Below are 26,463 nucleotides of genomic sequence, written 5' to 3'. Positions count from 1 at the left end.
CACAGGGCGGGCCAGTTGCGGTGGAGCGGCGCTCGTGATGGTTGGTCGTTGGGGTTCGGGTGTCAGCGGGTCGATCGCTGGGCGAGGTCCCCGGCTGCCACGGGATTTTGCCTCTCCGCGTTGCGTGGCGCGTGCTCGGGGATCTTCGCTGCGAGTAGCTGGAGGGCGTGGACGGAGCTGCTTCCCGGTTCGGTGTCGTAGACCATGATCGTCTGGTCGAAGTCGTCGCCGGGCGTGAGCGCCTGGTACGTGACCGTGAGGTCGCCGACGAGCGGGTGGTGGTATCGCTTATTGCCGATGCTGCGCTGGTGCACGCGATTGCGGGCCCACAGGCGTCGGAACTCCGGACTCTGGATCGACAAGTCTCCGACGAGTTGTCCCAGCGCGCGGTCGTAAGGGTGTCGCCCAGCGTCCATTCGGAGCATAGCTGCCGTGTCTGCGGCGACCTGATCCCATTCGACGTAGAGCTCGCGCGCGTGGGAGTCGAGGAACACGAATCTTGCCTGGTTCCGTTCGGCAGGGGGCATGTTCTCGAAGTCCGCGACGAGTAATGCAGCGAGCCGGTTCTGGCCGAGGACATCCAGCCTTCGCCCGAGCACGAATGCTGGCCGCAGGGCCACTTCGAAGGTGTCGAGCAGGGCCTTCGTCGCGGAGGCGAGTTGCTGTGGTTTCGCAGGACGTCGTCGAGCACCCGGAGCCGGTCTGGCGATTGTGTGCAGGTGTCCGCGTTCGACGTCGTCAAGTCGTAGCGCGTCGGCGATGGCATCGAGGACCTCGGGAGAGGCACTCCGGCTCCGCCCCTGCTCAAGGCGCGTGTAGTAGTCGACACTCACACCGGCCAGCCTGGCGAGCTCTTCACGGCGGAGGCCCTCCACGCGACGTCGCCCGAAGTCGGCGATGCCTGCCTGCTCGGGAGTGAGCCGTGCCCGTGCCGCGCGCAGGAAGTCGGCGAGACGGGGCTCAAGTTCGTCCGTCATGCGCCAAGTCTCTCAGCTGTCTACTGCGTCCGCGAGCGACGAGGGGCGCCCAATCTGTCCCAGGAAACTGTGGGCCTTCTCCCACCTCTCGCTCTTGCGGACGATGAATGGGTCGCACTTCGCGACAACCCGAAAAGCTTCCGAAGGGAAACTCATCACATGTCTGTTTGGATGATCACCGGTGCCGCCCGCGGGCTCGGACTCGAGATCGCTCGCGCCGCCCTGGCAGCGGGCGAGCAGGTCGCCCTCGCCGCTCGTCGCCCGGAGACCTTGCCGGACGACGTGCGCAGTCACGAGAACGTTCTACCGGTTCGGCTCGATGTGACAGACGAGGCGCAGGTCGTCTTTGCTGTGGGGGAGGTCGTTGAGCGCTTCGGCGCGATCGATGTGCTCGTAAACAACGCGGGCCGTGGTCTGCTCGGCGCGCTCGAGGAGATCACCGACGCTGAGGCACGTTCGCTTTTCGACGTGAACGTGTTCGGACTGATCAACACCACTCGCGCGGTGCTGCCGGTAATGCGCGCCGCCGGGCACGGCAAGCTCATCCACATCGGTTCCCGGTCCGGATTCGAAGGCGAGCCCGGTGTGAGCATGTACTCTGCCTCCAAGTTCGCCGTCGCCGGGATCAGCGAGGCCCTCGCGGCCGAGCTCGAGCCCTTCGGAATTCAGAGCATGGTCGTCGAACCCGGCGTGTTCCGCACTGACTTCCTCGACCCCTCCTCCGTCCAGCTGCCCGAGCGTCGCGTCGCCGCATACGACGGCACACCCGCGCACATCACCCTCGACTGGGTGGGGCGGGCCAACCACACTCAACTCGGCGACCCGGTCAAGGGCGCGGCCTTCATCTACGTTGTTGCCTCGGGTGCGAAGCTGCCCCTGCACCTGCCTGTCGGTCAGGACGCCCTGGATCGACGCATCGTCATGACGGAGCGCATCGACCGCGAGGTTGCGCCGCTGCGCGACGCGTCGGCCGGCACCGCACACGACGATAGCGAGTGATGTCATGTCGAGCCCCTTCGAACCGTACCCGGTCGCGCTTGTCCACCGACTCATCGAGCCCGGTCCAACGGTGTTGATCACCACTGCCGGTGAGGAGTGGCCCACGGTCATGACCAACGGCTTTAATATGTCGGTACGCCATGACGGGCTCCTCGCCGTCATCGTCGGCCGCTGGGACTCGACCTACGAGTCGTTGCGCCGCAAGCGCGAATGCGTCGTCGCAGTTCCCGGTAGCGATCTGATCGGGACGGCCGTCGACGTGGGCAATAGCTCCAGCGCTGACGTGAACAAATGGGAGCGATTCGGGCTCACTCCCCGTCCGGCGTCGGTCATCGGGGCGCCCCTCATCGCAGAGTGTGTAGCGAACATCGAGTGCGTCGTCGAAGACGACTCCCTCGTCGATGCGTACGGCCTGTGGGTTCTGCGCGCAGAGGCAGCCTGGCGTTACCCCGAGCACGAAGCGCCAGAGTTCCACCACCGCGGGGACGGCACGTTCAGCGAGAACGGCGCCCTTCACGACATGCGAGACCGGATGACGCGATGGCAGTACCTCTCCTGATCACAGCAGCCGATAACAACCGACCCGGACGGCGCTCCACAGCGCCACGTGAAGATGGCCGAAGCGGTCAGTCCGGCCAAGATCGCCGGGAACGCGGAGGTCGACCAGGCGCTGGGGACCGCGGCGATCCATGGCCGGTTCGCGACCGGAGACCTCGCCTCATCCTGAACGCCGCGACCGCGCGGGCGACTACGCGCGCGGCGGGAGAATCGCGGTCATTGACGCGGGGCACCAGCGGATAGGCGGCGATCGGCCAGCCACCCTCCGCCGCCGCTGACATTGGGAGAGTCTGCGTGGCCCCGTCGCCCAGACCACCCCCGCGTTGCCGGCGGAGCGGGAGGCGATGATGCGGCAGCTGAAGGCGCCCGCGCCCGCGCCCTCGCCGCGGAGCTGATCGCGACCGCCAGAGCGCAGCGTTCGGAACCGACCGAGATCATCAATGCGCTCTTCGTCGAGGAGATCACCGGGGGATCCCGATCCATGCTCGCCACCCGACGCAAAGCCGCGGGGTTTCCCACCGGGAAGACCTTCGACGCCTGGGACCGTCTCCTCGATCCCGGCCCCCACCCAGCAGGCGCGGCGCACGCTGGAACGGATTGGGGTGGAAGGAGAACGTGGTGGTCTGCGGACCGTCCGGCACGGGGAAGGCGTTCTTCCTCGAAGCCCTCGGCCAGCAAGTCGTCGAGGCTGGGATGCGGGTCGCGCGGTTCCGGCTCGAGGACCTCGGCGCGCTGATGCGCGCACCGCTCCGACGACTCCGTGACCAGAGTCGTCGCCCGCAGCCTCCGCGCCGATCTGATCATGGTCGATGACATCGGGCTGCTTCCGGTCGGGACAGTTCTCGTGGCGCCCAGCGGGCAATTCTGCTGGCCGCCTATGGGCGGTTCCGAATGGCCATTGACACCCGCCGAGGTCGAGCCGCAGCTGCTCTCGAGCACGGTTCGGCGGCACGCGAGGATTGTGCACTCCGTGCCAGGAACCGCGCGATCGTGGTTCGCTGCCCAGTCTGATCCTCGGTTAGCCGGCACTTGACAATAGCGGCACCAAACTCCATATTTACATTGGAGTATAAAAACATTTCTCAACGAGGAGGAAGTCATGAACAACACCCAGATCCGGCGACCAGGAGCGCTTGCCGCAGTCTTTGTCACGGTGGCCATCGTTGCGTCGGGCTGCGCGGGCGCCACAGCCGAGAGTGCGGGTGAGCCCGCGGGCGGCATAGATATCGCTCAAGCAACGGCCGATCTGGAGGCGGTGGTCGGCGGAGCCGACGAGATCAACGTGCTCGCGGTCGAGGAAGCGATTCCCACCGGCCTCACCATCGACTACATCACCTGCCCGGTGCCGGTGTGCACCGAGGTCGGCAAGGGCGTGCAGGCGGGTGCAGACGCGCTGGACTGGAGTGTCCGTGTAATCGCGAACGACGCGACGCCCGCCGGCTACCAGCAGGCGTGGAAGCAGATCGCACAAGATCCGAGCGACGGCGTCGTCAACGCCGGACCGGTCCTGCCGTACTCGGCGGTCGCGGCGGAGATGGAACAGGCTGGGGTGCCGGTCGTCTCGTCGACCTCGCCCGACCCGATCGGAGGCCTCCTGCTGGCGGTCGTGGCATCGAGCGACGAAATCAAGGTGCAGGGACAGGCGCAGGGCGACTGGGTCGTGCAGGACGCCGAAGAGCCGGTGCACTCCGTCTACGTCTACGACCCGTCAATCCCCGCGCTCGCATCGGCGTGGCCCGGCTATGAAGAGGCTATACAGAAGAACTGCCCTGCCTGCACGACAGACGTATTGGAGGTGAGCGCAGCGCAGATAGGCCCGGCGCTCGCGCAGCAGGTCGTCAGCTACCTGCAGGCCCACCCGGACGTGCGGTATGTCTCCTTCGGTCTGGGGGACCTCGCCACCGGCGTCCCCGCGGCCGTGAAAGCCTCTGGGCTGGACAAGCAGGTCTCCCTAACCGTCCGTGCGGCGACACCCGCGAACCTTGAGGACGTCAAGAAGGGCGGGATCGCCGCGGGCTTTACGGGTGAACTGTATGAATCGGGATGGCGAGCGGTCGACGCTCTGGCTCGTACCTTCGCGGGCGCTTCATTGGACGACCCATACCCCCTCGGTCTCACGCGCCTCTTCACACCCGAAAAGCTGCCGGAGGACATCTCCATCTCATACAGCGTTCCCGGCTACAAGGAGGTCTTCGAGGAGGCGTGGGGGCTCCGGTGACCACTCCGCGTCTCAGCATGATGGGAGTGTCGAAGACCTTCCCGGGCCAAGTGGCACTGGATGCGGCGTCACTGACTGTGGCGCCAGGGGAGGTTCACGCACTGCTCGGCCAGAACGGCTCGGGCAAGTCCACGCTGATCAAAATCCTTGCGGGGTACCATCAGCCCGACCCCGGGGCTGTCGCCGCGCGAGACGGCGTCGAGTTCCACCTCGGAAGTGCTGCGGCCGCGCACGCCGCCGGCATCCGGTTCATTCATCAGGACCTCGGGCTCATTCCCGAGCTCAGCGTGACCGACAATCTCGCGTTGGGCGGTCGGTACCGCGGGTGGGGGTGGGTTGACGACCGCCGTGAGACGGCCGCCGCACAGGGCCTGCTGGATCAGTGGGGTGTCGAGATCGATGCGTCGGCTCTGCTGGGCTCGCTCGGGCAGGCCGATCGCACCATGGTGGCAATCGTACGAGCAGTGCGGGACGGTCTTGAGCGCGCAGGAATTCTTGTTCTCGATGAGCCGAGCGCCACGCTGCCCCCGCACGAGTTCGAACATCTCTCCCGCCTCGTGCGAGACGTGCGCGATCGCGGTGGCTCGGTGGTGTACGTCACCCACCGACTCGGCGAGGTGTTCCAGCTCGCCGACACGGTGACGGTGCTGCGCGACGGCCGGGTGATCGGCTCGCGACCGGTCGCCGGCATGGACCACGACGACCTGGTGACAATGATCATCGGCCGCACCCTAGAGAACGTCCATTCCGTGCCCGCGGAGCCGGGCGACGGTGCCATGCTGATGGCCGAGGAGATCAGCGGCGACGCCGTTACGTCACTCACCCTCCAGCTCCGAGAGCGCGAAGTGGTCGGGATCGCCGGGCTCACCGGGTCGGGGCGCGAATCGGTCGCGGACCTGATCTTCGGGACGCGGGAACGCCTCTCGGGCACGGTGCGTGTGGAGGGTCGAGACGTGCGAGCCGGGCGTCCCGCCGAATCCATCGCGCACGGAATGGCGTTGTTGCCCGCCGACCGGAAAGCGGTGGGGTCCATTCCCGCTCTCACCGTCCGCGAGAACGTGACGCTCCCGGCCATCCCCGCTCGTCGCGGCGGCTGGCTGAGCATCCGCGCCGAACGCCGCGACGTGCGGGAGTGGCTCGACCGCCTGTCGGTCGTGCCGCGCGATCCCGAGCGCGCCCTCGCGAATCTCAGCGGGGGCAATCAGCAGCGCGCGCTCATCACGCGCTGGCTGCGCTGCGAATCGAAGGTATTCCTCATGGACGAGCCCACCCAGGGCGTGGACATCGGGGCGAAGGTCGAAATCTATCGTGCGATCCGGGACGCCGCCAGCGGTGGCGCCGGCATCCTCGTCGTATCCACCGACAACGACGAGCTCGTCGCGATCTGCGACCGCGTGATCGTGATGCGTGACGGCGAGACCGCCGCCACGCTGAGCGGCGGCCACCTCACCTCCGAAGCCATCCTTGAACTCAGCATGGACCGCACCGACCTGAAGGACACCGGATCATGAGCAACCTCAGTACCCGCCTGGGTCTATCCCGATACAGCGGGCTCTACGTCCTCGCCATCTTCGTCATCGTCTACTCGATCTGGCTGCCCAGGACGTTCCCCACCATCATTACTGCCCAGAACATCGCGGCGAACCTGGCTATCACTGGGGTTGCCGCGCTCGGACTGGTGTGCGCGCTCGCGGTCGGCGCCTTCGACCTCTCGATCGCGAACGTCCTGGGGTTGAGCTCGACCATGGCGGCCGCCCTCGTCGTGCGGCTGCAGACGCCGACTGCTCTTGCGATCGTGGTCGTGCTCGCACTGGGTGTGGCGGTGGGCTTGATCAATGCGCTGCTTGTCGTGAAGTTGCACATCCCGAGCGTCGTTGCCACGCTCGGGATGAGCTCCGTGCTCCTGGCCCTTGACCGGTTCATCACCGAGGGTCAGTTCATCACGCCACTCCCCGCGTCGTTCACGGCGCTCACTTCGGAGTCACTGTTCGGCATCCCCACGCCCTTCGTCGTCCTTCTCGTCGTCGCGCTGCTGACGTGGTACCTGCTGGAGCACACTGCGCTTGGCCGGCGGATGATCGCGACGGGGGCCGGCGCCGACGCCGCGCGTCTGGCGGGAACCAACACTGGGCAGGCCGTGTTCGCCGGGCTGCTGATGTCGAGTTTTCTCGGCAGTCTCGCGGGCGTGATGTTGGTGTCCACCATCGGCTCCGCGGCGCCGAACTCCGGCCCGGCGTACCTGCTTCCCCTCTTCGCCGCGGTGTACCTCGGCTCAACACAGATCAAACCCGGGCGATTCAACGTGTGGGGAACGGTCGTGGCGCTCGTCGTCCTCGCAACCGGCGTGAAAGGTCTGCAGCTGGCCGGTGGGCAGATGTGGGTCGCAGATCTCTTCAACGGTGTTGCGCTCATCCTTGCCGTCGGTGTCGCCATCGCAGCCCAGCGACGTCGCGGAACGCGTGTCAAGCCGCCCGCGGTGCCGCGCGCGAAGGGCCGTGGCACGGCCAACCCCGATTCCGCGCTTCGCTCGGCGGTGGTGTCGTGAACGCTTCGTCCGCGACGGCCGCACCACCGCTCGGCGCGCACATCGAGCGCCTCGACGACGTGCTCGCGGCGACCGTCGCGTCCCAAGACGCTCCCTTCGTGGTCGCGGCAGTCGCCGACACTGGCGGACTGCGATGGTCTGGGACGGCCGGTCAGGACGGGACCGGGGAGGACGTCCGACTCGACGCGGTCTTCCGCATTTACTCGCAGACCAAGGCGATAGGTGCGACGGCGCTGCTCATCCTGGTGGATCGAGGGCTCGTGTCGCTGGACACGCCGGTCGCACAGCTCCTGCCGGACTTCGCGGGCGTGCACCTCCTGGACTCGATCGGGTTGAGCGGCCCGGTGCTGCGGGCACCCCGCACCGAGTGCACCGTGCGTCACCTGCTCACGCACACTTCCGGACTGGCCTACGAAGGTCTCGACGCACGGATGACCGCCTATCGTGGGGCCACCGGCGACCCCGTGACCGGGATACTGTCTCTGCAGACGCTCCTGAGCTACCCGTTTGTCTTCGAACCGGGAAGCGCATTTGCATACGGAGTAGGCGTGGACTGGGTCGGCCAGCTCGTGGAGCGACTGGACGGACGCAGGATCGACCGTTTCTGCGCGGAGGAGATTTTCGATCCGCTTGGGATGACCGACACCGTGTTCGAGCCCAGTGACCGACCTGGCCGTATCCCCGCCGTGCGGCAGCGTACGCCTTCCGGCGGCTTCCGCGTCGTCGATGTCGCTCCGCCGGAGCATCCGGCGATCTACGGTCTCGGCACCTGTCTCTACGGCACTGCCCTGGACTACCTCCGGTTCCTCCGAATGGTGCTGGGCGGCGGCGAGTTGGATGGCCGTCGGATACTCAGTGACGCAGCGGTGGAGCTACTCAGGACCGATCAGATGCCGGCCGGACTGAGCGTGAGCCCGATCACGTCCGACGACCACAGCTGGTCGTGCGACATCCACCCGTTTCCAGAAGTACGCAAGACATGGACCGCGGGATTTCTGCGCGTTGAGGCGGACGTTCCGGGCATGCGTTCCGCCGGGACGTTGTCATGGGGAGGAATCCTCAACACCCACTACTGGGTCGATCCCGCTAACAATGTGGCTGCGGTCTTCATGACGCAGGCATTGCCCTTCGTGGAGCCCCGCTTCATGGATCGATATGCACAGTTCGAACGCGCTGTGTATCGGGATCTCGTCGCTGATGGAGAAGAGGACGAACGATGAGCGAATCTACCTTTCGGCTCAACAGTGAGGTCTTGGCGGCCATGGGAGACGGCAGCAGCAGCGGCGACGCAACCGCGGAAGAGACGAACTGGCGAACGCTCCGCGCGCAGATCGAGGGCTTCTACGGCGAGGTCTCGACCTTCATTCCTGCGCACCCGGAGGTGCGCACGGAAGTATTCTCCACTCAGGCTGCGGACGGCACCGAGATCGCCCTGCACTGGTTCACCAGCGCGGAGGCGGACGGCGCCGCGGTCATTCATGCGCACGGGGGAGGCCGCATCGCCGGGCGCGTTGAGTTGTTCGCGCCCTATCTCGTGGACTACGTCGCGCGCTCAGGGGTGTCGTTCCTCTCGATCGAGTATCGCCTCGCGCCCGAAGCCCAGGGGACGGTCCCCACCGAAGATGTCTACGCGGGCGTCCGGTGGATCGTCGACAACGCGGATCGCCTCGGCGTCGATCCGCGGCGATTGGCGGTCATGGGCGACAGTGCCGGCGGCGGACTGGCGGCGGGGGCCGCACTCCTGGCCCGCGACCGCGGTCTCGCGCTCGCCGGACAACTGCTCATCTATCCCATGCTTGATGACCGAGTCACAGCCGCCGACGCGGCGCTCGCGCCTTTCGCCGAGTGGGTGGTGTCGGCCGCCAATGTCGGATGGGACGCGCTGCTCGGAGACACCCGAGGGACAAGCGAGGTATCCGCCGTCGCGGCCCCTGCACGTGCCGCGGACCACGCCGGGTTCCCGCGGACGTATATTGAGGTCGGAGAGCTGGACATCTTCCGTGACCAGAGCGTCGAGTTCGCGGGAGCGCTATGGCGGGCGGGAGTAAGCACCGAACTCCACGTCCTCCCCGGTGGCACCCACGGTTACGACCACTGGGCACCCGATGGTGCCCTCGCCGAGCGGGCGCTAGCCGGGCGACTGGCGTTCCTGCGTTCCCTGTAGCCCTGTAGCCCTGTAGCCCTGTAGCCCTGTAGCCCGGGAGCCCGGCGCCTCTTCGCTGGGGCAGGTTCGTGCCCGGCCTTCGTTCAGGCCGGGGGACACGTTTGCGCTCGCTGATGTGCACTCCACCGCAATCCGGCACAAGCGCCGCACCGACGACCGCCACGTGGACGACGAGGTCATCACGACCGCCTAGGAAGGTAGTACTGCGTGACGTCGTGGTGGGTATAGACGTGCTCGCGGAACGACTCGATACGGGTCGGGCGCTCTTCCGGCGCGAAGGGACACTCCGACGAGGGCCTCGATCGACGCGCCCGGCGTCCCCTGCAAGATGCTGCGTGCTAGTCGGATACCAGCCTGTGCCACGCGATCGCAGATTGCTGCAGCATTCGCTTGACAGCAGCTTGGGTGGTAGCCAAGATGTACACTGCAGTAGAAATTACTCTCTAGTGTATAAAACGCATCGAGTCGGATACCGGTTCGCGACGCGCCCGATCTCACCGAATCTTTCTGTATCAAAGATGATCGAAAGGAAAGCCATGACAGATTCCCCTCACCCCCTGAGCCCGACCGCAACCCTCGCTCCGGCGCCGAGTCCTTCGACTTCCGAATCGGCGCGTGAAGCACGGCGGGTGATGCAGGCGAGTGTGGTCGGCACGACGATCGAATTTTACGATTTCACGCTCTATGGGTTTGCGGCCGTCCTTGTATTCGGCCCGCAGTTCTTTCCTGGCGCGGATCCCGTGGCCGGGCAGTTGGGCGCCTTGGCCACGTTCGCCGTCGGCTTCGTCATGCGCCCGCTGGGCGCCGTCATTGGTGGCCACATCGGAGATCGTCTCGGACGCAAGCGCGTGCTGATCGGAACCTTCCTGATCATGGGTCTCGTCACGGTCGCCATCGCCTTCATTCCGACGTACGCGGCGATCGGTATTCTCGCGCCGATCCTGCTGGCGCTGCTGAGAATGGTGCAGGGTCTCGCGGCGGGAGCAGAGTGGGGCGGAGCCGCGGTCATGGCAGTCGAGCACGCGCCCGCCAACAAACGCGGGCTGTACGGCATCGCTCCGGCGCTGGGCACCACGGGGGGCATCTTCCTCGCTGTCTCGGTAATGCTCCTCGTGTCGGTTCTCGGACCCACTACTTTCGTCGAATTCGGCTGGCGGATCGCGTTCGGCCTCAGCGCAGTGCTCGTCGTCTTCGGAGTCATCGCCCGGCGGCGTCTGACGGAGAGCCCGCTTTTCATCAAGGCAGTGGAACAGGAGCCGGCCCGCGTGCCGCTCGCCCGGCTCATCCGGCGTCATCCCGGCGCACTTCTGCGGGGCGTGCTGTATATTCTCGCGATCGCCGCGTTCGGCTCCACGGTGAGCCCGTACGCCGTCGGGTGGGCTGTCGGCACCCTGGGCTACTCGCAGGACACCATGCTGCTCGCCACCGCGATCGGCGCGGTCGTTGGACTGGCGCTCATGGTCTTGACCGGGCGATTCCTTGACGGTCGGCGCCGGGCGCGGACTGTCATCATCGTCATGGCACTCCTGGTGCCGGTGTCGATCGCGTTCTTCCCGATCCTGTCCATCGGCGGGGTGGGCGCGGCGATCCTGGGACTCGTCGTGGGGTACGGTGCGGCCGCGGCCTGTCAGTCCACGGCCGGGTCCGTACTGACGGAGATGTTCCCAACCGACGTCGCCCTCACCGGCGTGTCGACCGCGTATGCGCTCGCCTACTGCATCGCGGGATTCCTGCCGTTGGCTGCAGCTGCGTTCGTTGCGGCAACTGGTTCGATTCTTCCGGTCGTCGTCATCAACGTCGTCATCTCGCTGACATCACTGACCGTCGCCATCACGCACTTCCGTCGCAAGCGGCTCGCCGGCGTCGTCGCCGCACCGTGAGACCGAATCAGCCCACGCGGAACGGCAGATGGGAAGGATGAAAAACATGGCGCTCAGAGACCGTTTCGGCACCGACGTCCTGCTTACGGGATGGGGTCACTCCCGATTCGGAAAGCTGGAGGAGGAGACGCTCGAATCGCTCATCGTGCAGGTTTCTCGCGACGCGATCGCCTCCAGCGGACTGCAGCCGGCGGACATCGACGAGATCTACCTGGGGCAGTTCAATTCGGGCCTCGTCCCGCTCGCCTTCGCCTCGTCGTTGGCTCTCCAGACCTCGGACGACCTGGCGGGCATACCCGCCACTCGTGTCGAGAACGCATGCGCCTCGGGTTCCGCGGCGCTGCAGCAGGGCGTCAAGTCGCTGCTTGCGGGCACGGCACGAACCGTGCTCGTGATCGGGGCCGAGAAAATGACGCACGCTCCGGCCGCGGCGGTGGGGGCCGCGTTGCTCGGCGGCGACTACGAGATGGCAGGGAAGGAGTCTGCGACGGGATTCACGGGGTTGTTCGCCGAGACGGCGCTGCAGTACGAGCGGCGCTACGAACTCTCCGCGTCCGACGTGCTCGGGTCGATCGCGTCAAAGAATCATCACAACGGCACCGCCAACCCATACGCCCAGCTGCGCAAAGAACTGAGTGTAGATTTCTGCCGGACTGTGTCGGACAAGAATCCGATGGTGGCCTCACCGCTTCGACGCACCGACTGTTCACCCGTTTCCGACGGAGCCGCCGCTGTCGTCCTATCGGTCGCGAGGTCTTCCGCGGCGGCGGTCACGCCGGTTCGCCTCACCGGATTCAGTCAGGCAAACGACTTCCTGCCGGCATCCAAGCGTGATCCTGTGGCTTTTCAGGGGAGTACGCGCGCGTGGCAGCAGGCGATGGCGATGGCGGACGCGCAGCTCGTGGACCTCGACCTCGTCGAGGTCCACGACTGCTTCACCATCGCGGAGTTGATCATGTACGAGGTCATCGGGCTTGCCGATCGTGGTGATGGATCGCGCGCGATCGAAGAGGGCTGGGTATATCGCGACGGGAAGCTGCCTGTCAATCTCTCGGGCGGGCTGAAGTCGAAGGGTCACCCCGTCGGGGCTACGGGCGTCTCGCAGCACGTGATGGCCGCTATGCAACTGAGCGGCACGGCGGGCGCGATGCAGCTCGACGGTGCGCGCCGGGCGGCCGTGCACAACATGGGCGGGCTGGCGGTCGCGAACTACGTCAGCGTGCTCGAAGCGGTCTGAGGTGCGCGCATGATGGCCGTGCAGATCCACGCGCCCACCGGTATCGAGGCGATCCGCGTGGTACAGGTCCCCGACCCAGTCCCTGCCCGAGACGGGGTGCTGGTCGCCGTCGAGGCCGCCACGATCAACCCCGTCGACCTGCTGGTCGTTTCGGGCGGAGCCATCGACAGGATGCCGGCCGGCCGACCTTGGACCCCCGGCTGGGACCTCGCCGGCATCGTCACCGCGGTCGGAGACGATGTGGACCCTGCTCTGGAAGGACAGCGGGTTCTGGGGTTCTCCCAGTGGTTCCGCTCCGGGCAGGGAACCCAAGCCTCCCGCGTCGCGCTGCCCGCCGATGCGATCGCTTTGTCGTCGGGAGCCCACGAACCGGCCGAGCTGACCACTTTCGGACTCAACGGACTCACTGCTTTGCAGGCACTCGACGCCGCCGACCTACCGAGTGGCAGTGCGCTTCTGGTGACAGGTGCGACCGGAGCCGTGGGCGCATTCGTCACACAGCTGGCCGAGCATCGCGGCATCGAGGTCGTCACGGTTGGACGCGCCACTGATCACGCGGCGTTCCGCGCGATCCGCGCTGACGCAGTCGTCAACTGTGCTCCGGTTAACCAAACCGTTCTCGACGGCGTGCGAGACGGCGGCACGGCGATATCAGTGACGCGTCCGTTTACGGCAGTGCGCGGCATCCGATCAGAGCGCATCGGCGTGCGCCACGACCCCAGCGGGCTTCGCGCGGTGACCGGGCTAGCTGAACTCGGAATCCTTCGTTCCCATGTGCGCCGCACATTCCCGGCACGTCAGGCGGCTGACGCATATCGAGACCTCCAGCAGAGCGCCTCACGCGGTCGAGTGGTCCTCACGTTCTGATCCTTCTGCCGATCCGTCCGTGCGACGCCAGGCGATCGTCCCCGTCGTATCCGTTCCCGCATACTGCGAGGGCCCCCAGATTGGAGAGCGGTCTTTGTCGACCAGGACCGCGCGCACGCCTTCGAGGAAGTCATGGCTGCGGACGACGTGTCGAGCAGCTGCACGCTCGGCCACGAGACACTCCTTCAGCGAGCGCTGCCTGCCCCACACCAGCAGGTCGAAGGTGAGCTCTAGACTCTGCGGCGACGCGCTCCCGAGGGCCGCACGTGTTGCGCTGGCCCATTCGCCGCTCTCCTCGTCGAGTTGGCGCATGATCGCGTCGATGCTCGGGAGGGTGAACACGCGGTCGATGACGGCGCGTTGCGTGGCGATGTCGGCTCCTGCAGTCGGGACCGTCGCGAAATCGCGAAGGACGCCGTCGATGGGTCCCTGATCGCGCGTGAGAGCTGCCACGAGCGCGTCCAGCCGGTCGGAGGTGACATGGTGGGTTGCAAGTCCTGAAGCGATGGCCTCGGCCGGGCCGAGACGCGCACCCGTAAGCGCGAGGTAGGTGCCGATGCCGCCGGGAAGGCGTGGCAGAAAGTACGACGCGCCGACGTCGGGGAAGAATCCAATCGCGGTTTCGGGCATGGCCAGCAGTGCACGCTCAGTCACTACGCGGACGGGACCGTGCACGGATATACCGAGTCCGCCGCCCATGCAGACCCCGTCCACGAGTGCGACGACCGGCACCGGATAACCTGACATCATCGCGTTCAATCGGTATTCCGAAGCGAAGAAGTCGTCGCTGTCCTCGAGTCGGTCCTCCACGGTGTTCTGACGGATCCGTCGGATGTCACCGCCCGCGCAGAACATCGCTGGTGTGCTGCTTTCAACGGTTATCGCGCGAAGGGACCCACCCCGCCAGCCGTCGAGAAGGCCGGTCATGCGCCTCACCATGCCCAGATCGAGCGCGTTCAGCGCCCGCGGGCGGTCGAGGAAAATGCGGCCGACCGAGCCGTCGATCATGGCGCGGATTCCATCAACGTTTTCGGCGTGCGGACCGATCACCGGTAAATCTCTCGATACACGGCTGCGACGTCGTCCGCCGACGGGATGCGTGGATTGTTCGATGGCGAACCGGAGGCGAGCGCCTGTTCGACCATGACGGGGATTTTGCTCTCCCATGCATCGTTGGCGATGCCAAACGCCTCCGGCGTCGGAACGGCCAGGTCACGGGAGAGAGACACCAGTTCGTCGACGAACCGCTCAGCGGCAAGTAGGTCGTCATCGGTGTCAGACGCACATCCCCAAGCGCGGGCGCAGTCCGCGTACCTCGATGGCGCGGCGGGCACCGAGAAGCGTGTCACCGCGGGAAACAGCATCGCGTTCGACATCCCGTGGGCGATGTGAAAGTGCGCTCCGATCGGGCGGCTCATCCCGTGCACCAGCGCGACGCTGGAGTTCGAGAACGCGATCCCCGCCTGCGTCGCGGCAATCATCATTCCCTCCCTCGCTACGCGGTCTGTGCCATCGGCATAGGCCGTGCGCAGATGGCGACCGATCATCGCGATCGCCGTCATGCAGAGTCCATCGGTGAAGATGTTTGCTTTCCGGCTGACGTACGCTTCCACCGCATGTGTGAGCGCGTCGATTCCCGTGTCAGCCGTCAGCCGTGCCGGCATCGACATGGTGAGTTCGAAGTCGACAATCGTCGCGGCAGGCAGGAATGCCGCGCCGGTGCACAGCATCTTCTCGTCGGTCGCCGAATCCGTGATGATCGTGTACTGGGTCGATTCGGAGCCGCTGCCGGCGGTCGTGGGAATGCCAACGACCGGCAGGGCCGGTCCAGCGTTTTGTCGCGGCGCCTTGTAATGCTTCATCTCACCACCCTGCACGGAGAGGAGCGCGAGCGCCTTAGCCGTATCCAGCGGGCTTCCTCCGCCGAAGCCGATCAGCAGGTCGGCATTGTGATCCGCGACGGCCGACAGACCCGAGACGAGCGAATCGGTCGTCGGATCCGGCACAGTGTCTGCCCAGACGGCCGGCTCTAGACCGGCTCGCGAGAGTTCGTCGAGCAATGCCGATGCAGCGCCGGTGCCCATGAGGAATCGGTCGGTCACCAGCAAGGGCCGCGAGGCTCCGAGATCTCCGATGACCTCGGCCACCTCGGAGCTCGAGCCGCCCCCGATACGCATCACGCGCGGTAAGGCGATGATCGCGGTCATGCGCTCGATCCTTCGCGTTCGCTGTAGAGCGTGTGTTGCAGCATACGATGGCTGATCACGTCGCTGATTCCGGCATATCGGGGGCCGGCAACCCTCCCAAGGGGCTCAAGTGTGGCCGTGTCGATCTTCCCGTCTACGAGAAGGCCCGCCTTGACGTGGATATGACGCACCTCACCGACGATGAGTTCCGTCTTTGTCCTGCCGAACTCGATCGCCTGCACAAATTCGCACTCCATAGAGATCGACGCACCGTCCAGCCTAGGTACGTCGACACTGTGGCTCGGGAGCGTGCCGAGTCCGAGTTCCTCAACTTCGCTGATGGCTTCGGGGAGCTCTTGCGAGCTTTGATGCACCAGATCGGATTGCGACAAATGGGGTGAGTTCACGACGAACTGCCCCGACCGTTTGATGTTTCGAGCAGTATCTTTCAGGCTGGCGCCTTTGCGGCCGATGGACACTCCGATCAGCGGAGGGTCGTTGGCCAGGATGACGAACGCGCTGAACGGCGCGAGGTTGACACTGCCGTCGACGTTTCTTGTGGTGATCCATGCAATCGGGCGTGGCACGACGATGCCAGTAAGCAATCGGTATGCGTCGCGCTCGCTCAACCCTGCGGTCGCGATGCTGTCGTATTCGGTCACAAGAGACCCTGCGCTTCCGTGGAGATGTGGAACGGGGCCGCCGTCAGTCGGCGGACCTCATGGATGTTGACGCCCGGTGCCACAGCTGTGAGCATGAGGCCTTCCGGCCGGACGGTGAAGTCCGCGCGATCAGTGATGATGCGGTCGACGACACCGAGTCCCGTGAGGGGGAGGCTGCACGTCGAAACGATTTTCGGTGACCCGTCCTTGGCGACGTGATCCGTCAGCACCAGAAGGCGACGAGCGCCAGCGACGAGGTCCATGGCGCCTCCCATCCCTTTGACGAGCTTGCCGGGGATTGTCCAGTTGGCCAGGTCGCCGCTCGCCGACACCTGCATCGCCCCGAGGATGGCGACGTCGATATGCCCGCCCCGGATCATCCCGAACGAGGCGGCCGAATCGAAGTAGCTCGCGCCGGGGACCGCGGTTATGGTCTGCTTGCCGGCGTTGATCAGGTCGGCGTCCTCCTCGCCCTCCCAGGGGAACGGGCCCATGCCCAGAAGCCCGTTCTCACTATGCAGCGTGACAGTGATGTTCTTTGGCACGTGGTCGACGACAAGCGTCGGAATGCCGATCCCCAAGTTGACATACGCGCCGTCGAACAGCTCCTGCGCCGCCCGCTCGGCCATTTCGTGACGCGTCCACATATCAGTCGCCCCTGCCCGCACGGGGACGCGTGCGCACGGTCAGCTGTTCGATCTCCGGTGCTCGGAGGGGCGCCTCTACCACGTGGTCCACGAATATCCCGGGCGTTCCCACGGCATCCGGATCAATGAATTCGCTCTCCGCCCGGTCGACCTCTGCGAAGGTGACTCGACCGGCCGTCGCAACGAGAGGATTGAAGTTGCGCGCCGTCTTCCGGTAGGCGAGATTGCCCGCTGCGTCGCCGCGATGCGCCTTGACGAGGGCCACGTCGGCGACGATCCCGCGCTCGAGGAGGTAGGTCTCGCCGTCGAACTGCGCGTGCGGCTTCCCTTCCGCGATGACCGTCCCGACACCGGTCCGCGTGTAAAACCCCGCGATGCCCGCCCCCCCGGCGCGAAGCCTCTCGGCCAGCGTGCCCTGGGGAACGAACTCGATATCCAGGTCGCCATCGAGGTACAGCTTGGCCACGGTCTTGTTCTCGCCGACGTACGAAGCGACCATTCTGGCAATCTGCCCGCTCTCCACCAGGAGGCCGAGACCTTTGCCATCCGTCCCGACGTTGTTCGCCACGACGGTCAGTCCGCCCACGCCCAGGTCGTGGATCATCTCAAGCAGTCCGAACGGACTGCCACTCAGCCCGAATCCGCCGATTGCAAGGGTTGCCCCCTCGGGAACAGCCTCGGCCAACTGCTCGCGCACAGACCCTCGGATCTTGCTCAGTTGTCGGTCCGGAAACCCGCTGGTCATCTTCACACCCGGGTGTGGACCGGCGAACCGGTCCAAGTGATGAGATCGGTGAAGGCGGTGGCCCGGTCGGCGCGTTGACCGTCGGCCTCGGCGTACGCGCTGTGCACATTGAGTATGAATCGTTCCGAATCGAGCAAGGAGCCGAACTCACCGAGGTCAGTGCTGCGCGCGACCTCAACCGGGGTCAGGTCGTTGCGAAGACCGCGGTGTGCTGCGGTCAGCACAAAGTCGTAGTAGCGCCGGTGATCTGCGAGCACACCATCGATCGCGGAGCGCTCGACAACCTCTCCGTGTCCGGGCACGATCACCTCGGCGTCGAACCCTGCGATCCAATCCAGCGCGCGGATCGCCCCGGCTGGTGACCCGGCCAGGAGCATCGGGGTGTGCCCCGGGAATAGGAGGTCTCCGACGAAGAGTACGCGGACATCCGGAACCCATGCCGCGAGGTCACCCGCGGTGTGCGCGACGTAGCCCGGATGATGCAGTTCCACTGCGCGACTTCCCAGATGTACCGCCCCCTGGGAATGGATTGTGACATCGGGCAGCCGTTTGCTCAGATCGCTCAACTCTGGTTTGGGCGTCCAGAACGGCGGAAAGTCTTCAAGGCTGCGTTCGGCGACGAGTCCCTCTCGCATGAGCGTGTGACCGATCAGGGACGTATCAGTGGGCAGGAGAGAGTTGCCGAAAGTGTGGTCGCCATGATGGTGCGTATTCAGCGCGTATCGCAGGGGCAGACCTGCACTGACCCCCACAGCAGAACTGAGGAGATCCTTCGTGCGTTGCGCGGTTGTGCAGGTGTCGATGAGGATCCCGGCCGCATCGCCGAGCACGAGGCCAGCGTTGTTGATCCACCAGGTGCCATCGTCTTGGATGAACGCGTAAACGCCCTCCGCGACCTCGAAGAACCTGCTGGGCGCAAGGCCGTCGCGTTGTGTCTCGGCCGTATTCGCAGTACTCATTGGTGACCTTCCGATGTCGAGACGGCGTCCGCCATCTGGGGGGTGGTGTTCGTTTCGCTCTGTTCGTCCGAGATGGTTCCGCCGTGCATTTGGATATCGGCACGCCGGACGTTTGGCTGGCCAGGTTCGCTGACGACAACGCGTGCACGGGCGTCGATGCGCGCGGCGTGCGGTGTGTGGCTCATTCGCGTCGCCAGTTCGCAACGGGGGCCCCGGCAGTGATCGCGCTCGCGATCTCACCCAGGGGACCGGCGGTCAATCGCACCTCATCGCCGGGCGTAAGCCAGCCGCGGAAGTCCGGATTCGCGGCCTGCTCCAGTAGGCAGCCGGTGGGTACCGTCCCGACTGCGATGATGTCCCCGGCCACCAGATCTGCCCCCATCGACGCGTAGGCGATGATCTCCTCGAATGTCCAGTCCATTCCGCGGTAGCGGGCCCGTGGATCAGTGACCAAGTCACCATTCACGCTCGCACTGACGGGAATGTCGAGGCCATCGGGAACGCGGATTGCGTCGGCCGCGGTCGCCGAGAGGATCCAGGGACCGAGCGAGGTCGCCGAATCCTTGCCCTTGCCCAGACCGATCTGCATCTGACGCTCCTCGGCCTGCAGGTCGCGCGCGCTCCAGTCGCAGAACATCACATACCCCGCGATGGACTGGCCCGCCTCCAAGGCAGTCATGTCGCGGCCGCCTGTTCCGATCACAGCCGCGATCTCGAGCTCGAAATCGAATGCCTCGCTTCCCGCGGGGATGGCGATGTTGTCGGTGGCGGAGCGCAGCGACTGAGGGTTCGCGAAATAGAACCCCGGGCGCTCGCGCCAAACCGGCAGGAGCGGCGCCAGGTCGCCGCGGCTCGCGCGCGTGTTTCGGATGTGCTGAAAGAAGCCGACGCAGTCTCGCAGGCTGGCGGGGGAGGGCGCAGGCGCGAGAAGCCGCCAGCGCTCGGCCCAGCGATCGGAGGAGACCTTCTCGCCGATGTGCTCGGTGCCCTCACCGCCCATGAGAAGAGCGAGCGCGGCGGCGAAGTCGATCTCGGCGCCGAGCACGGTCAGATCATCGCCCACGTTCAGCATCCCGAATCGGGTCTTGCCGTCGGCGACACCGGGCGAGCATTCCTCTACGCGAACCAACCTCATTGTCTGGACCTTCTCTTCTTCATCGAAGCTAGTATTTGCACTACAGTGTAAATACTATCGTAGGCATCGATGCTGTCAAGTGTTCTGGGGGAAGCCGAGGTTGATTCCACCGTGGGTGGCGGGGTCGAGCCAGCGGCTGGTGATGGCCTTCTCGCGGGTGAAGAAGTCGAACCCGTGCACGCCGTATGCCTTCGCGTCGCCGAACAGGGAGGCCTTCCAGCCGCCGAACGAGTGGTACGCGACAGGGACGGGGATCGGCACGTTGATGCCGATCATGCCGACCTCTACCTCGTTCTGGAAGCGGCGTGCGGCGCGGCCGTCGTTGGTGAAGATCGCGGTGCCGTTGCCGAACTGCCCGGAGTTGATCAGGTCCAGACCCTCGTCGTACGAGCCGACGCGCACGACCGAGAGGACCGGTCCGAAGATCTCCTCCGTGTAGGCGCGGGAGGTCGTGGGCATCTCGTCGATGAGGGTCGGCCCAAAGAAGAAGCCGTCCTCGAGGCCGTCTACCTGGAAGCCGCGGCCGTCGACCACGATCTTCGCCCCGTCGGCCTCTGCGATGTCGACGTAGGAGGACACCTTGTCGCGGTGCACGTGGGTGATGAGCGGCCCCATATCGGGCTCGACACCGTCGATGCCGGCACCGTCGCCAACCTGAAGGCGGGCGATGCGCTCCGTGATCTTGGCGATGAGCTCGTCCGCCACGGGCTCGACGGCGAGGACGACCGATATCGCCATGCACCGTTCGCCGGCCGCGCCGTAGCCGGCGTTGACGGCCTGGTCGGCCACGATGTCCAGGTCCGCGTCGGGCAGGACCAGCATGTGGTTCTTCGCGCCGCCGAGCGCCTGCACGCGTTTGCCGTTCTTCGTGGCGGTCTCGTAGATGTACTGCGCGATCGGGGTCGATCCGACGAACGAGATCGATTTGACCGCGGGGGAGTCAAGCAGGCCGTCCACGGCCTGCTTGTCGCCCTGCAGTACGGTGAACACGCCGTCTGGGAGCCCGGCCTCCTGGAGCAGACGGGCGATCCAAAGCGCCGCGGAGGGGTCCTTCTCGGAGGGCTTCAGGATCACCGCGTTCCCGGCGGCGATCGCGATGGGGAAGAACCACATCGGCACCATGACCGGGAAGTTGAACGGCGAGATGATGCCCACCACGCCGAGCGGCTGCTTCAGCGAGTACACGTCGATGCCGGTGGACACGTTCTCGGAGAAGGCGCCCTTGATGAGGTGTGGGAACCCGGTCGCGAGCTCGACGACCTCCTGGCCGCGGAGGATCTCACCCATCGCATCGGACAGCACCTTGCCGTGCTCGGCCGTGATGATCTGAGCCAGCTCCCCCTTGCGCGCGTTCAGCAACTCGCGGAACGCGAACATCACGCCCTGACGTTTGGCCATGGAGTAGCGGCTCCACACCCGGTAGCCGGCCTCCGCCGAGGCGATCGCCGCGGCGATCTCTTTCTGGTCGGCAAGAGCTACTTGCGCCGAGACTGCGCCCGTCGCCGGATTATAGACAGCGGCGGTGCGATCGCTGATCGACAAGCGTTCTGCGCCGTCGATCCAGTGCGACAGCACGGGAACGACAGCGGTCGTGGCGGCAGGTGCGTGTGCAGGAATGGTGGGGGCGGCGGTGGTCATAGGTCTCGGTCCTTTCCGAAAGTGTGGTGTCGGTCGCGAAGTTGCGGAGTCACCGGAGGGCGCCGCCCGCGGCGCGTTCGACGACCTCCGCGAAGTCGGCAGGCGAGCGGCCGAGGAGGGCCGTCAGTGCGGCGCGTGATCCGAGAAGACCATGCCGGCCGTACTCCTCGCACATGAGGGCGTACTCCTCGCGCTGCCGCTCGCTCCACGTCGAGGGGAGGGGGAGCGAGTGCGGAGCGACCTCGAAGATGTTGCGCTCTTCGCCGAACCCGCGGTTCATGATCGCGACCAGCTCGCGGAGGGTGTGCGCTTCGGTGCCGACGAGTTCGTATCCACCGTAGACGTGCCGGGCATCGCCCAACACGGCCGCGACGGCCGCTCCGACATCACAGACATCCACCACAGCGAAGCGCGCCTCGGGGTCGTAGGGCGCGTCGATCCGCCCGTCACCGGACCGAGCCCGGATGCGCAGCACCGTCTGCGCGTACATTGCAGGCTGGAGGACTGTCCAGTCGAGCCCCGAAGCGCGTACTGCGACCTCGGCTCGGGCTTTCCGCTCGTGGTGCGGCATGGTGGGCGTGTAGGCGTGCAGCACCGATTGATAAACGAACCGGCCCACTCCGGCAAGTCGGGCGGCTTCGAGCGTTGCCTCCACCCAGCGCGGCTCGGCCTCGAGGTATGACGGTGCGACGAAGAAGACCGCGTCCATTCCGTCAAGCGCGTGGGCCAAGCTGGGCGCGTCGTCGTAGTCGGCGACGACGACGTGGCTCGCTCCCGTCGCAAGCGCGGCATCCGTCCGTTCTGTGCGGTGCACGAGGGCCCTGACGGCGAAGCCCTCGTCCGCAAGGGCCGTGGAAACGGCGTCGCCCGTGATACCGCCCACTCCGCATACGAGCACGTGGTGCGGCGTCGTCGCTACTTCCGGCATGGTGACCTCCGCTTCGTGGAATCGCCAACGCGATGCCATCTCTAAATTACACCATAATGTAATTTATCGGAGCGACGACGTCACACCAGTCTTCTCAGCTCCAGCCGGATTGCGCGTGCAGTCCAGCCCAGATGACGTCGAGCATCCGGGCGTACGCGACCTTCAAGTCGAACGGGGGTTCTGACTCGGAGCCTTTGCACCACTCGTAGAGGATCCCGAAATAGCTGCTGTAGAGGACGGTGCCCATCTGGGCGACATCCACGGATGCTGCGATCTCTCCGCGTTCCTTGGCATCGGTGAGGAATCCCCGGAAGACGTCCAGCAGTTCGTGCGGATCGGTGTCGAAGGGGCCACCCTGCTCCCGCCAGCCTGCGGACATGCAGATCGTCAGCGCGCGTTGCTCGAGGTTGACCGCCGAGAGTTCGGCAAAGTAGTGCCGCAGGACCACTTCGATGCTGGCGTCCGACATTAGCTCCGGTGAGAGTGCTGACAGCACCTGTTCGCGTCGGCGCCGGCCCCATTCGTTGATGAAGTCGCGCTTGCGGGGGAAATGATTGAATGCGGTTTTGCGCACCATATGCGCGCGATCCGCAATTTCTTCCATCGATGTGCCGATGTAGCCGGACTGCATGAACAGCTCGCAGGCCGCATCGTAGAGCCGGTCGTGGGCTTCGTGCCAGCGTCGCTGACGATGCTCAGGCGCATCCGCCGGGAGTTCGGTCATGGTCTTCCCTTCCACGTGGCCGATATCAACCCTACTTCTACACTGCAGTAAAGAATCAGTGAATCCAGTGGTTTCCTTGTCGCGTGCGTGCCCGTTTATCGACGCCAGCGCTAGCTCGCGGGGATCGAAACTGCACGCAATATCTTCGTGAGCCGTAGAGACCCTCTATTGGCTATGGCGCCGAGGGAGCCGTCATGACAGCCGGCCCGTTCAGTGGCGGAGCATCCGCTCGTGCGCAGATCAGCCGAGCGCAACGGATGCGCGATCACCGGAACACGACGGTGGTGTTCCCGTCGCGCACCACCCGGTCCTCACAGTGCCACTGGACGGCCCGCGCGAGTACCTGGCGCTCGACGTTGGCGCCGTGACGGGCGAGGTCGGGAGCAGAGTCGGCATGCGTGACGCGCACCACGTCCTGCTCAATGATGGGGCCCTCGTCGAGGTCCTTGGTCACATAGTGTGCGGTCGCCCCGATCAACTTGACGCCACGCTCCTTCGCTCTGAGATAGGGGCCGGCGCCGATGAAGGCAGGGAGGAAGGAGTGGTGGATATTGATCACCGGTATGCCAAGGGCATGAAGGAAGTCGTCTGAGACGATCTGCATGTATCTGGCCAGCACAATGAGGTCTGCATTGCCTTGAAGTAGGCGCAGGTGCTCTGCCTCGGCAGCGGTCTTGTCGCCCATCACCGGAACGTGGAAGAAGGGGATGCCGAACTGTCGAGCATCGGCCGCGAGGTCGGAATGATTGGAGATGACCATGGCGATATCCACGTCGAGTTCGCCTCGTCGGTGACGCCACAGCAGCTCGAGCAGACAATGGTCCGACTTGGAGGCGAAAATCGCAAGCCGTTTGCGCTCGGACGTAGGCGTCAATGTCCAGGTCATCCCGAGCTCACCACCGAGCTTCTTCTCGAGAGCTGTCTCGAGGCGCGGACGCTCCGCACGGAGGTCCGCAATATCGGCGACCGTACGTTGGTAGAAGGTGCCACCGTCAGCGTCAGTGGAGTACTGGTCGAGGGACAGGATGTTCGCCCTGAAATCGAGCAGGATCGACGAAACTCCCGCCACGATTCCCGGACGGTCGGTCCCGTGCACTAGCAGCACGGCCCGATCGGGGTTCATCGCCGGGCCTCGAAGTCTCGGATCCATGCCGCAGTCGCGACGAGGCCTCCGAACGTGTAGAAGTGAAGTTTCACGGACCCGTGCTCCTCAGTGATCAGCCTTCCGGCGAGGGCGTTGATGAAGGTGTCGGGCCCTGCAGAGCCCATGAGATTGGTGAGGGAGAGCCCGTACTTCTTTGCAATTCCTGCGCTCGCAGCGACTCCGAATCGAGCGGCGAACGCGAGCAGCCTCCTGATTCCGGCCGGTCCGGGAACTCCGACCCGGATCTCCGATCGGATGCCCCTGGCACGGACTTTGTTGATCCACTCGATGACCGGGTCAACGTCGAAACCGAACTGGGTGATGATGGATCCGGTGGCCTCCCGTTCGTCCAACAGGGCGACTTTCTCGACGAGGCTGTGCCACAGCATGTCCTCGGAGATTTGAGGGTGCCCCTCCGGATATCCCGCGATGGAGACATCGCTCCCGCCACGGTGTTGGAAAGCGTCGGCCCGGAGCAGGGTGAACGCGTCCGCGAAGGGACCTTCAGGCTGCTCCGGGTCACCCCCGATCACGAAAAGATGTCGGCCAACGCCCTGGGTATCCAGAGCGCCGAGGAATCCCTCGATCTGGCGGGACGAGGCGAGGCGACGGGCTGCGATATGCGGCACCGGTACGAAGCCTGCGGCGGAGATTGCCGCCGCAGCCGCAAGCCTTTGTTCGACTGACTCATGCCCGAGGTACGTGATGTTGATGCGCGTGCCGTGAGGAATGAGCGACGCTGCATCACGGACCGCCGATGCGTCCTTCGCGGTGATCTCGAGGGAGAAATCTTCGAGCAGGAGAGCGGTGCCGTATTTCGCCATCGTCACGCCGGCGGACGGGTGGATACGGTCGCGCGCAGGGTCGTCTGGACGTGGGGGACCGTAAAGGAGTTCGAGGCCCCGCCATCCTCCTGACCCCAGACGACGGTCAACTCGGTGCCCTCGATCGCGGAGGCCTCGTCCACCATCGCCATGGACACGAAGCCCCCGATGTTCACGGTGTATACGAGATACATCGAGAGCCCGACGAGAGCTCCATGATTGTCGACGACTTTGTCGAAGTGGTAGTTGCGGTAGCCCATCGGTACGTCGATGATTCGGGGGCGCTGGGCTTCCGCACCGAAGAGGGAATCCCGCATCACGCGAAGGATGTCATCCTCGTCCCACCGCAACCAGACCTTTTTCCGCTTCGGTGCCGCCTCGAGTCGTTGCAGCGCCTCACGCCCGACGAACTCGTGGTCATACTTGATAAACCTCCCGTAGCCGAGAGCCCACGGTGTCGCGTAATAGTCGGCGATGTCATCGGAGATGAAGCTTCCCTGCATCGAGGGGCTGGCCTGGAGGTCCGTGGAAGGGAGCCACTCGCGGTACGGACGCATCGACTCGCCCGAGTAGATTGCCGACACGGGGCGCGCGATCCATCCGGATTCGGCTGCCGAGGTGGGGTAGGACCGGGCGCCACCGAGCCGGAGTCCGAATTCCTCCCCGGCAGCGACAAGCGCCTCCCAGACCGCGATGCCCCCGCCCGCAGGCCCATACAGCTCGAGGCCGCTGAACTCCATGCCGGGCACGCGGGACATTGAGTGGTTGAGCGCGTGCACGCTGTGCCCCGCGATCGTCAGGTCCCCGATCCGGAAGAACGGAATCGGATCGATCGGCCCGCCGGCTGCCTTCTCGATGATCCGCTGGGTCAGCGGGCCATTCATCTGGTACCGGAAGACCTGGCGATCGCTCAGTCGGGGGGATGCCGGGTCGACGGTCGCCGTCACCCGATAGCCACCCGTTTCAATCTGGTACATGAGCCACTTGGAGACATGCCCGTCGGCATTGCCGACAAGGTTGTACAGGTTGTCTTCTAACCCGAACAGGACCGCATCGCCGATGACCATCCCGTCTGGGTTGCACGCGACGTACTGCTTGGCGCGATTCTTGCCGAAGGTCGTGAAGCTATTGACGCCGAAATCGCTGAACAGTCGCTTGACGTCCGGTCCCTCGAAGTAGACGTCCATCATGATGTGCGACTGGTCGTAGAGGGTCGCGGAGTCGCGCCAGGCGCGTTGCTCGTCGGGCCACCCGGTGTACTCGGCCGGAAAGGGGAATGGCGTGCGAGAGAACGGCCGATTGCGTAACAGCAGGGCGGCGTTGCCCAGCTCGCGGAGCTTGTCTTCCATACTGCCTCGTTGCATCGGATGTGCTCCTGTCGCGCTTGAGTGGTGTGATCAGGGTCCGAACGTCGCGACCTTGTCGA

General features: G+C 65.5%; 25 protein-coding genes. 11 read left to right on the top strand and 14 right to left on the bottom strand.

What is annotated here, in order from left to right:
* Positions 1-62: 62 nt before the first annotated feature.
* The gene (locus tag ABD655_RS13705) at positions 63-977 is read right to left on the bottom strand and encodes a helix-turn-helix transcriptional regulator (protein WP_344714756.1); all 915 of its coding nucleotides are present in this window, start codon (positions 975-977) and stop codon (positions 63-65) included.
* Between the two features lie 159 nt (positions 978-1,136).
* On the opposite strand from ABD655_RS13705, the gene ABD655_RS13700 reads away from it, so the two are divergent.
* The 11 genes from ABD655_RS13700 (at position 1,137) to ABD655_RS13645 (ending at position 13,445) form a co-directional block, all read left to right on the top strand.
* On the top strand, positions 1,137-1,976 hold the full coding sequence (locus tag ABD655_RS13700; protein ID WP_344714754.1) for an SDR family oxidoreductase: 840 nt from the start codon (positions 1,137-1,139) through the stop codon (positions 1,974-1,976).
* A 4-nt stretch (positions 1,977-1,980) separates the two neighbouring features.
* A complete protein-coding gene (locus ABD655_RS13695) occupies positions 1,981-2,535 on the top strand; it encodes a flavin reductase family protein (RefSeq protein WP_344714753.1) in 555 nt (184 codons plus the stop codon).
* A gap of 614 nt (positions 2,536-3,149) precedes the next feature.
* Positions 3,150-3,347, top strand: a complete 198-nt coding sequence (locus ABD655_RS13685; RefSeq protein WP_344715864.1) for a hypothetical protein — start codon at positions 3,150-3,152, stop codon at positions 3,345-3,347.
* Between the two features lie 286 nt (positions 3,348-3,633).
* Positions 3,634-4,752 carry a sugar ABC transporter substrate-binding protein gene (locus ABD655_RS13680; protein ID WP_344714752.1) on the top strand — a complete coding sequence of 373 codons (1,119 nt, stop codon included), beginning with the start codon at positions 3,634-3,636 and terminating at the stop codon, positions 4,750-4,752.
* 26 nt (positions 4,753-4,778) lie between these two features.
* The gene (locus ABD655_RS13675) at positions 4,779-6,263 is read left to right on the top strand and encodes a sugar ABC transporter ATP-binding protein (protein ID WP_344714751.1); all 1,485 of its coding nucleotides are present in this window, start codon (positions 4,779-4,781) and stop codon (positions 6,261-6,263) included.
* Positions 6,260-7,297 carry an ABC transporter permease gene (locus ABD655_RS13670; RefSeq protein WP_344714749.1) on the top strand — a complete coding sequence of 346 codons (1,038 nt, stop codon included), beginning with the start codon at positions 6,260-6,262 and terminating at the stop codon, positions 7,295-7,297. The genes ABD655_RS13675 and ABD655_RS13670 overlap by 4 nt, the downstream gene beginning before the upstream one ends.
* The gene (locus ABD655_RS13665; RefSeq protein WP_344714748.1) at positions 7,294-8,517 is read left to right on the top strand and encodes a serine hydrolase domain-containing protein; all 1,224 of its coding nucleotides are present in this window, start codon (positions 7,294-7,296) and stop codon (positions 8,515-8,517) included. The genes ABD655_RS13670 and ABD655_RS13665 overlap by 4 nt, the downstream gene beginning before the upstream one ends.
* Positions 8,514-9,461 carry an alpha/beta hydrolase gene (locus ABD655_RS13660; protein ID WP_344714747.1) on the top strand — a complete coding sequence of 316 codons (948 nt, stop codon included), beginning with the start codon at positions 8,514-8,516 and terminating at the stop codon, positions 9,459-9,461. Before ABD655_RS13665 ends, ABD655_RS13660 begins: the two co-directional genes overlap by 4 nt.
* 536 nt (positions 9,462-9,997) lie before the next feature.
* Entirely contained in the window at positions 9,998-11,341 is a 1,344-nt protein-coding gene (locus ABD655_RS13655) for an MFS transporter (RefSeq protein WP_344714746.1), read from the top strand.
* A 46-nt stretch (positions 11,342-11,387) separates the two neighbouring features.
* Positions 11,388-12,578 (top strand): acetyl-CoA acetyltransferase, encoded by a 1,191-nt coding sequence (locus tag ABD655_RS13650; RefSeq protein ID WP_344714745.1) that lies wholly within the window; start codon positions 11,388-11,390, stop codon positions 12,576-12,578.
* 9 nt (positions 12,579-12,587) lie between these two features.
* Complete coding sequence (locus ABD655_RS13645) at positions 12,588-13,445, top strand: NADP-dependent oxidoreductase (RefSeq protein WP_344714744.1); 858 nt, start codon at positions 12,588-12,590, stop codon at positions 13,443-13,445.
* Here ABD655_RS13645 and ABD655_RS13640 read toward each other — a convergent pair.
* The 13 genes from ABD655_RS13640 to ABD655_RS13580 form a co-directional block, all read right to left on the bottom strand.
* Positions 13,416-14,495, bottom strand: a complete 1,080-nt coding sequence (locus ABD655_RS13640) for an enoyl-CoA hydratase/isomerase family protein (RefSeq protein ID WP_344714742.1) — start codon at positions 14,493-14,495, stop codon at positions 13,416-13,418. The two genes, ABD655_RS13645 and ABD655_RS13640, sit on opposite strands and share 30 nt — an antisense overlap.
* Positions 14,492-15,652: an iron-containing alcohol dehydrogenase gene (locus tag ABD655_RS13635; protein WP_344714741.1), complete on the bottom strand. Its 1,161-nt coding sequence runs from the start codon at positions 15,650-15,652 to the stop codon at positions 14,492-14,494. The genes ABD655_RS13640 and ABD655_RS13635 overlap by 4 nt, the downstream gene beginning before the upstream one ends.
* Positions 15,649-16,293, bottom strand: a complete 645-nt coding sequence (locus tag ABD655_RS13630; protein WP_344714739.1) for a flavin reductase family protein — start codon at positions 16,291-16,293, stop codon at positions 15,649-15,651. The genes ABD655_RS13635 and ABD655_RS13630 overlap by 4 nt, the downstream gene beginning before the upstream one ends.
* Positions 16,290-16,940: a CoA transferase subunit B gene (locus ABD655_RS13625; RefSeq protein ID WP_344714736.1), complete on the bottom strand. Its 651-nt coding sequence runs from the start codon at positions 16,938-16,940 to the stop codon at positions 16,290-16,292. Before ABD655_RS13625 ends, ABD655_RS13630 begins: the two co-directional genes overlap by 4 nt.
* A gap of 1 nt (position 16,941) precedes the next feature.
* The gene (locus tag ABD655_RS13620; RefSeq protein ID WP_344715862.1) at positions 16,942-17,658 is read right to left on the bottom strand and encodes a CoA transferase subunit A; all 717 of its coding nucleotides are present in this window, start codon (positions 17,656-17,658) and stop codon (positions 16,942-16,944) included.
* 29 nt (positions 17,659-17,687) lie between these two features.
* Complete coding sequence (locus tag ABD655_RS13615) at positions 17,688-18,644, bottom strand: MBL fold metallo-hydrolase (RefSeq protein ID WP_344714734.1); 957 nt, start codon at positions 18,642-18,644, stop codon at positions 17,688-17,690.
* 181 nt (positions 18,645-18,825) lie between these two features.
* Positions 18,826-19,779 (bottom strand): fumarylacetoacetate hydrolase family protein, encoded by a 954-nt coding sequence (locus ABD655_RS13610; RefSeq protein WP_344714732.1) that lies wholly within the window; start codon positions 19,777-19,779, stop codon positions 18,826-18,828.
* A gap of 75 nt (positions 19,780-19,854) precedes the next feature.
* Positions 19,855-21,417, bottom strand: coding sequence for a CoA-acylating methylmalonate-semialdehyde dehydrogenase (locus tag ABD655_RS13605; RefSeq protein ID WP_344714730.1), 1,563 nt, complete (start codon positions 21,415-21,417; stop codon positions 19,855-19,857).
* Between the two features lie 49 nt (positions 21,418-21,466).
* On the bottom strand, positions 21,467-22,384 hold the full coding sequence (locus ABD655_RS13600; protein ID WP_344714728.1) for an NmrA family NAD(P)-binding protein: 918 nt from the start codon (positions 22,382-22,384) through the stop codon (positions 21,467-21,469).
* Positions 22,385-22,439: 55 nt separating this feature from the next.
* The gene (locus tag ABD655_RS13595; protein WP_344714726.1) at positions 22,440-23,069 is read right to left on the bottom strand and encodes a TetR/AcrR family transcriptional regulator; all 630 of its coding nucleotides are present in this window, start codon (positions 23,067-23,069) and stop codon (positions 22,440-22,442) included.
* A 265-nt stretch (positions 23,070-23,334) separates the two neighbouring features.
* Entirely contained in the window at positions 23,335-24,192 is an 858-nt protein-coding gene (gene purU / locus ABD655_RS13590; RefSeq protein WP_344714724.1) for a formyltetrahydrofolate deformylase, read from the bottom strand.
* A complete protein-coding gene (locus tag ABD655_RS13585; protein WP_344715859.1) occupies positions 24,189-25,037 on the bottom strand; it encodes a methylenetetrahydrofolate reductase in 849 nt (282 codons plus the stop codon). Before ABD655_RS13585 ends, purU begins: the two co-directional genes overlap by 4 nt.
* A gap of 2 nt (positions 25,038-25,039) precedes the next feature.
* A complete protein-coding gene (locus tag ABD655_RS13580) occupies positions 25,040-26,386 on the bottom strand; it encodes an aminomethyl transferase family protein (RefSeq protein ID WP_344714722.1) in 1,347 nt (448 codons plus the stop codon).
* Positions 26,387-26,463 lie beyond the last annotated feature (77 nt).

It is taken from the genome of Microbacterium terregens, from assembly GCF_039534975.1.
Taxonomy (GTDB): domain Bacteria; phylum Actinomycetota; class Actinomycetes; order Actinomycetales; family Microbacteriaceae; genus Microbacterium; species Microbacterium terregens.
The sequence above is the reverse complement of the archived record's forward strand: the minus strand, read 5'-3'. Positions and strand labels throughout refer to the sequence as shown.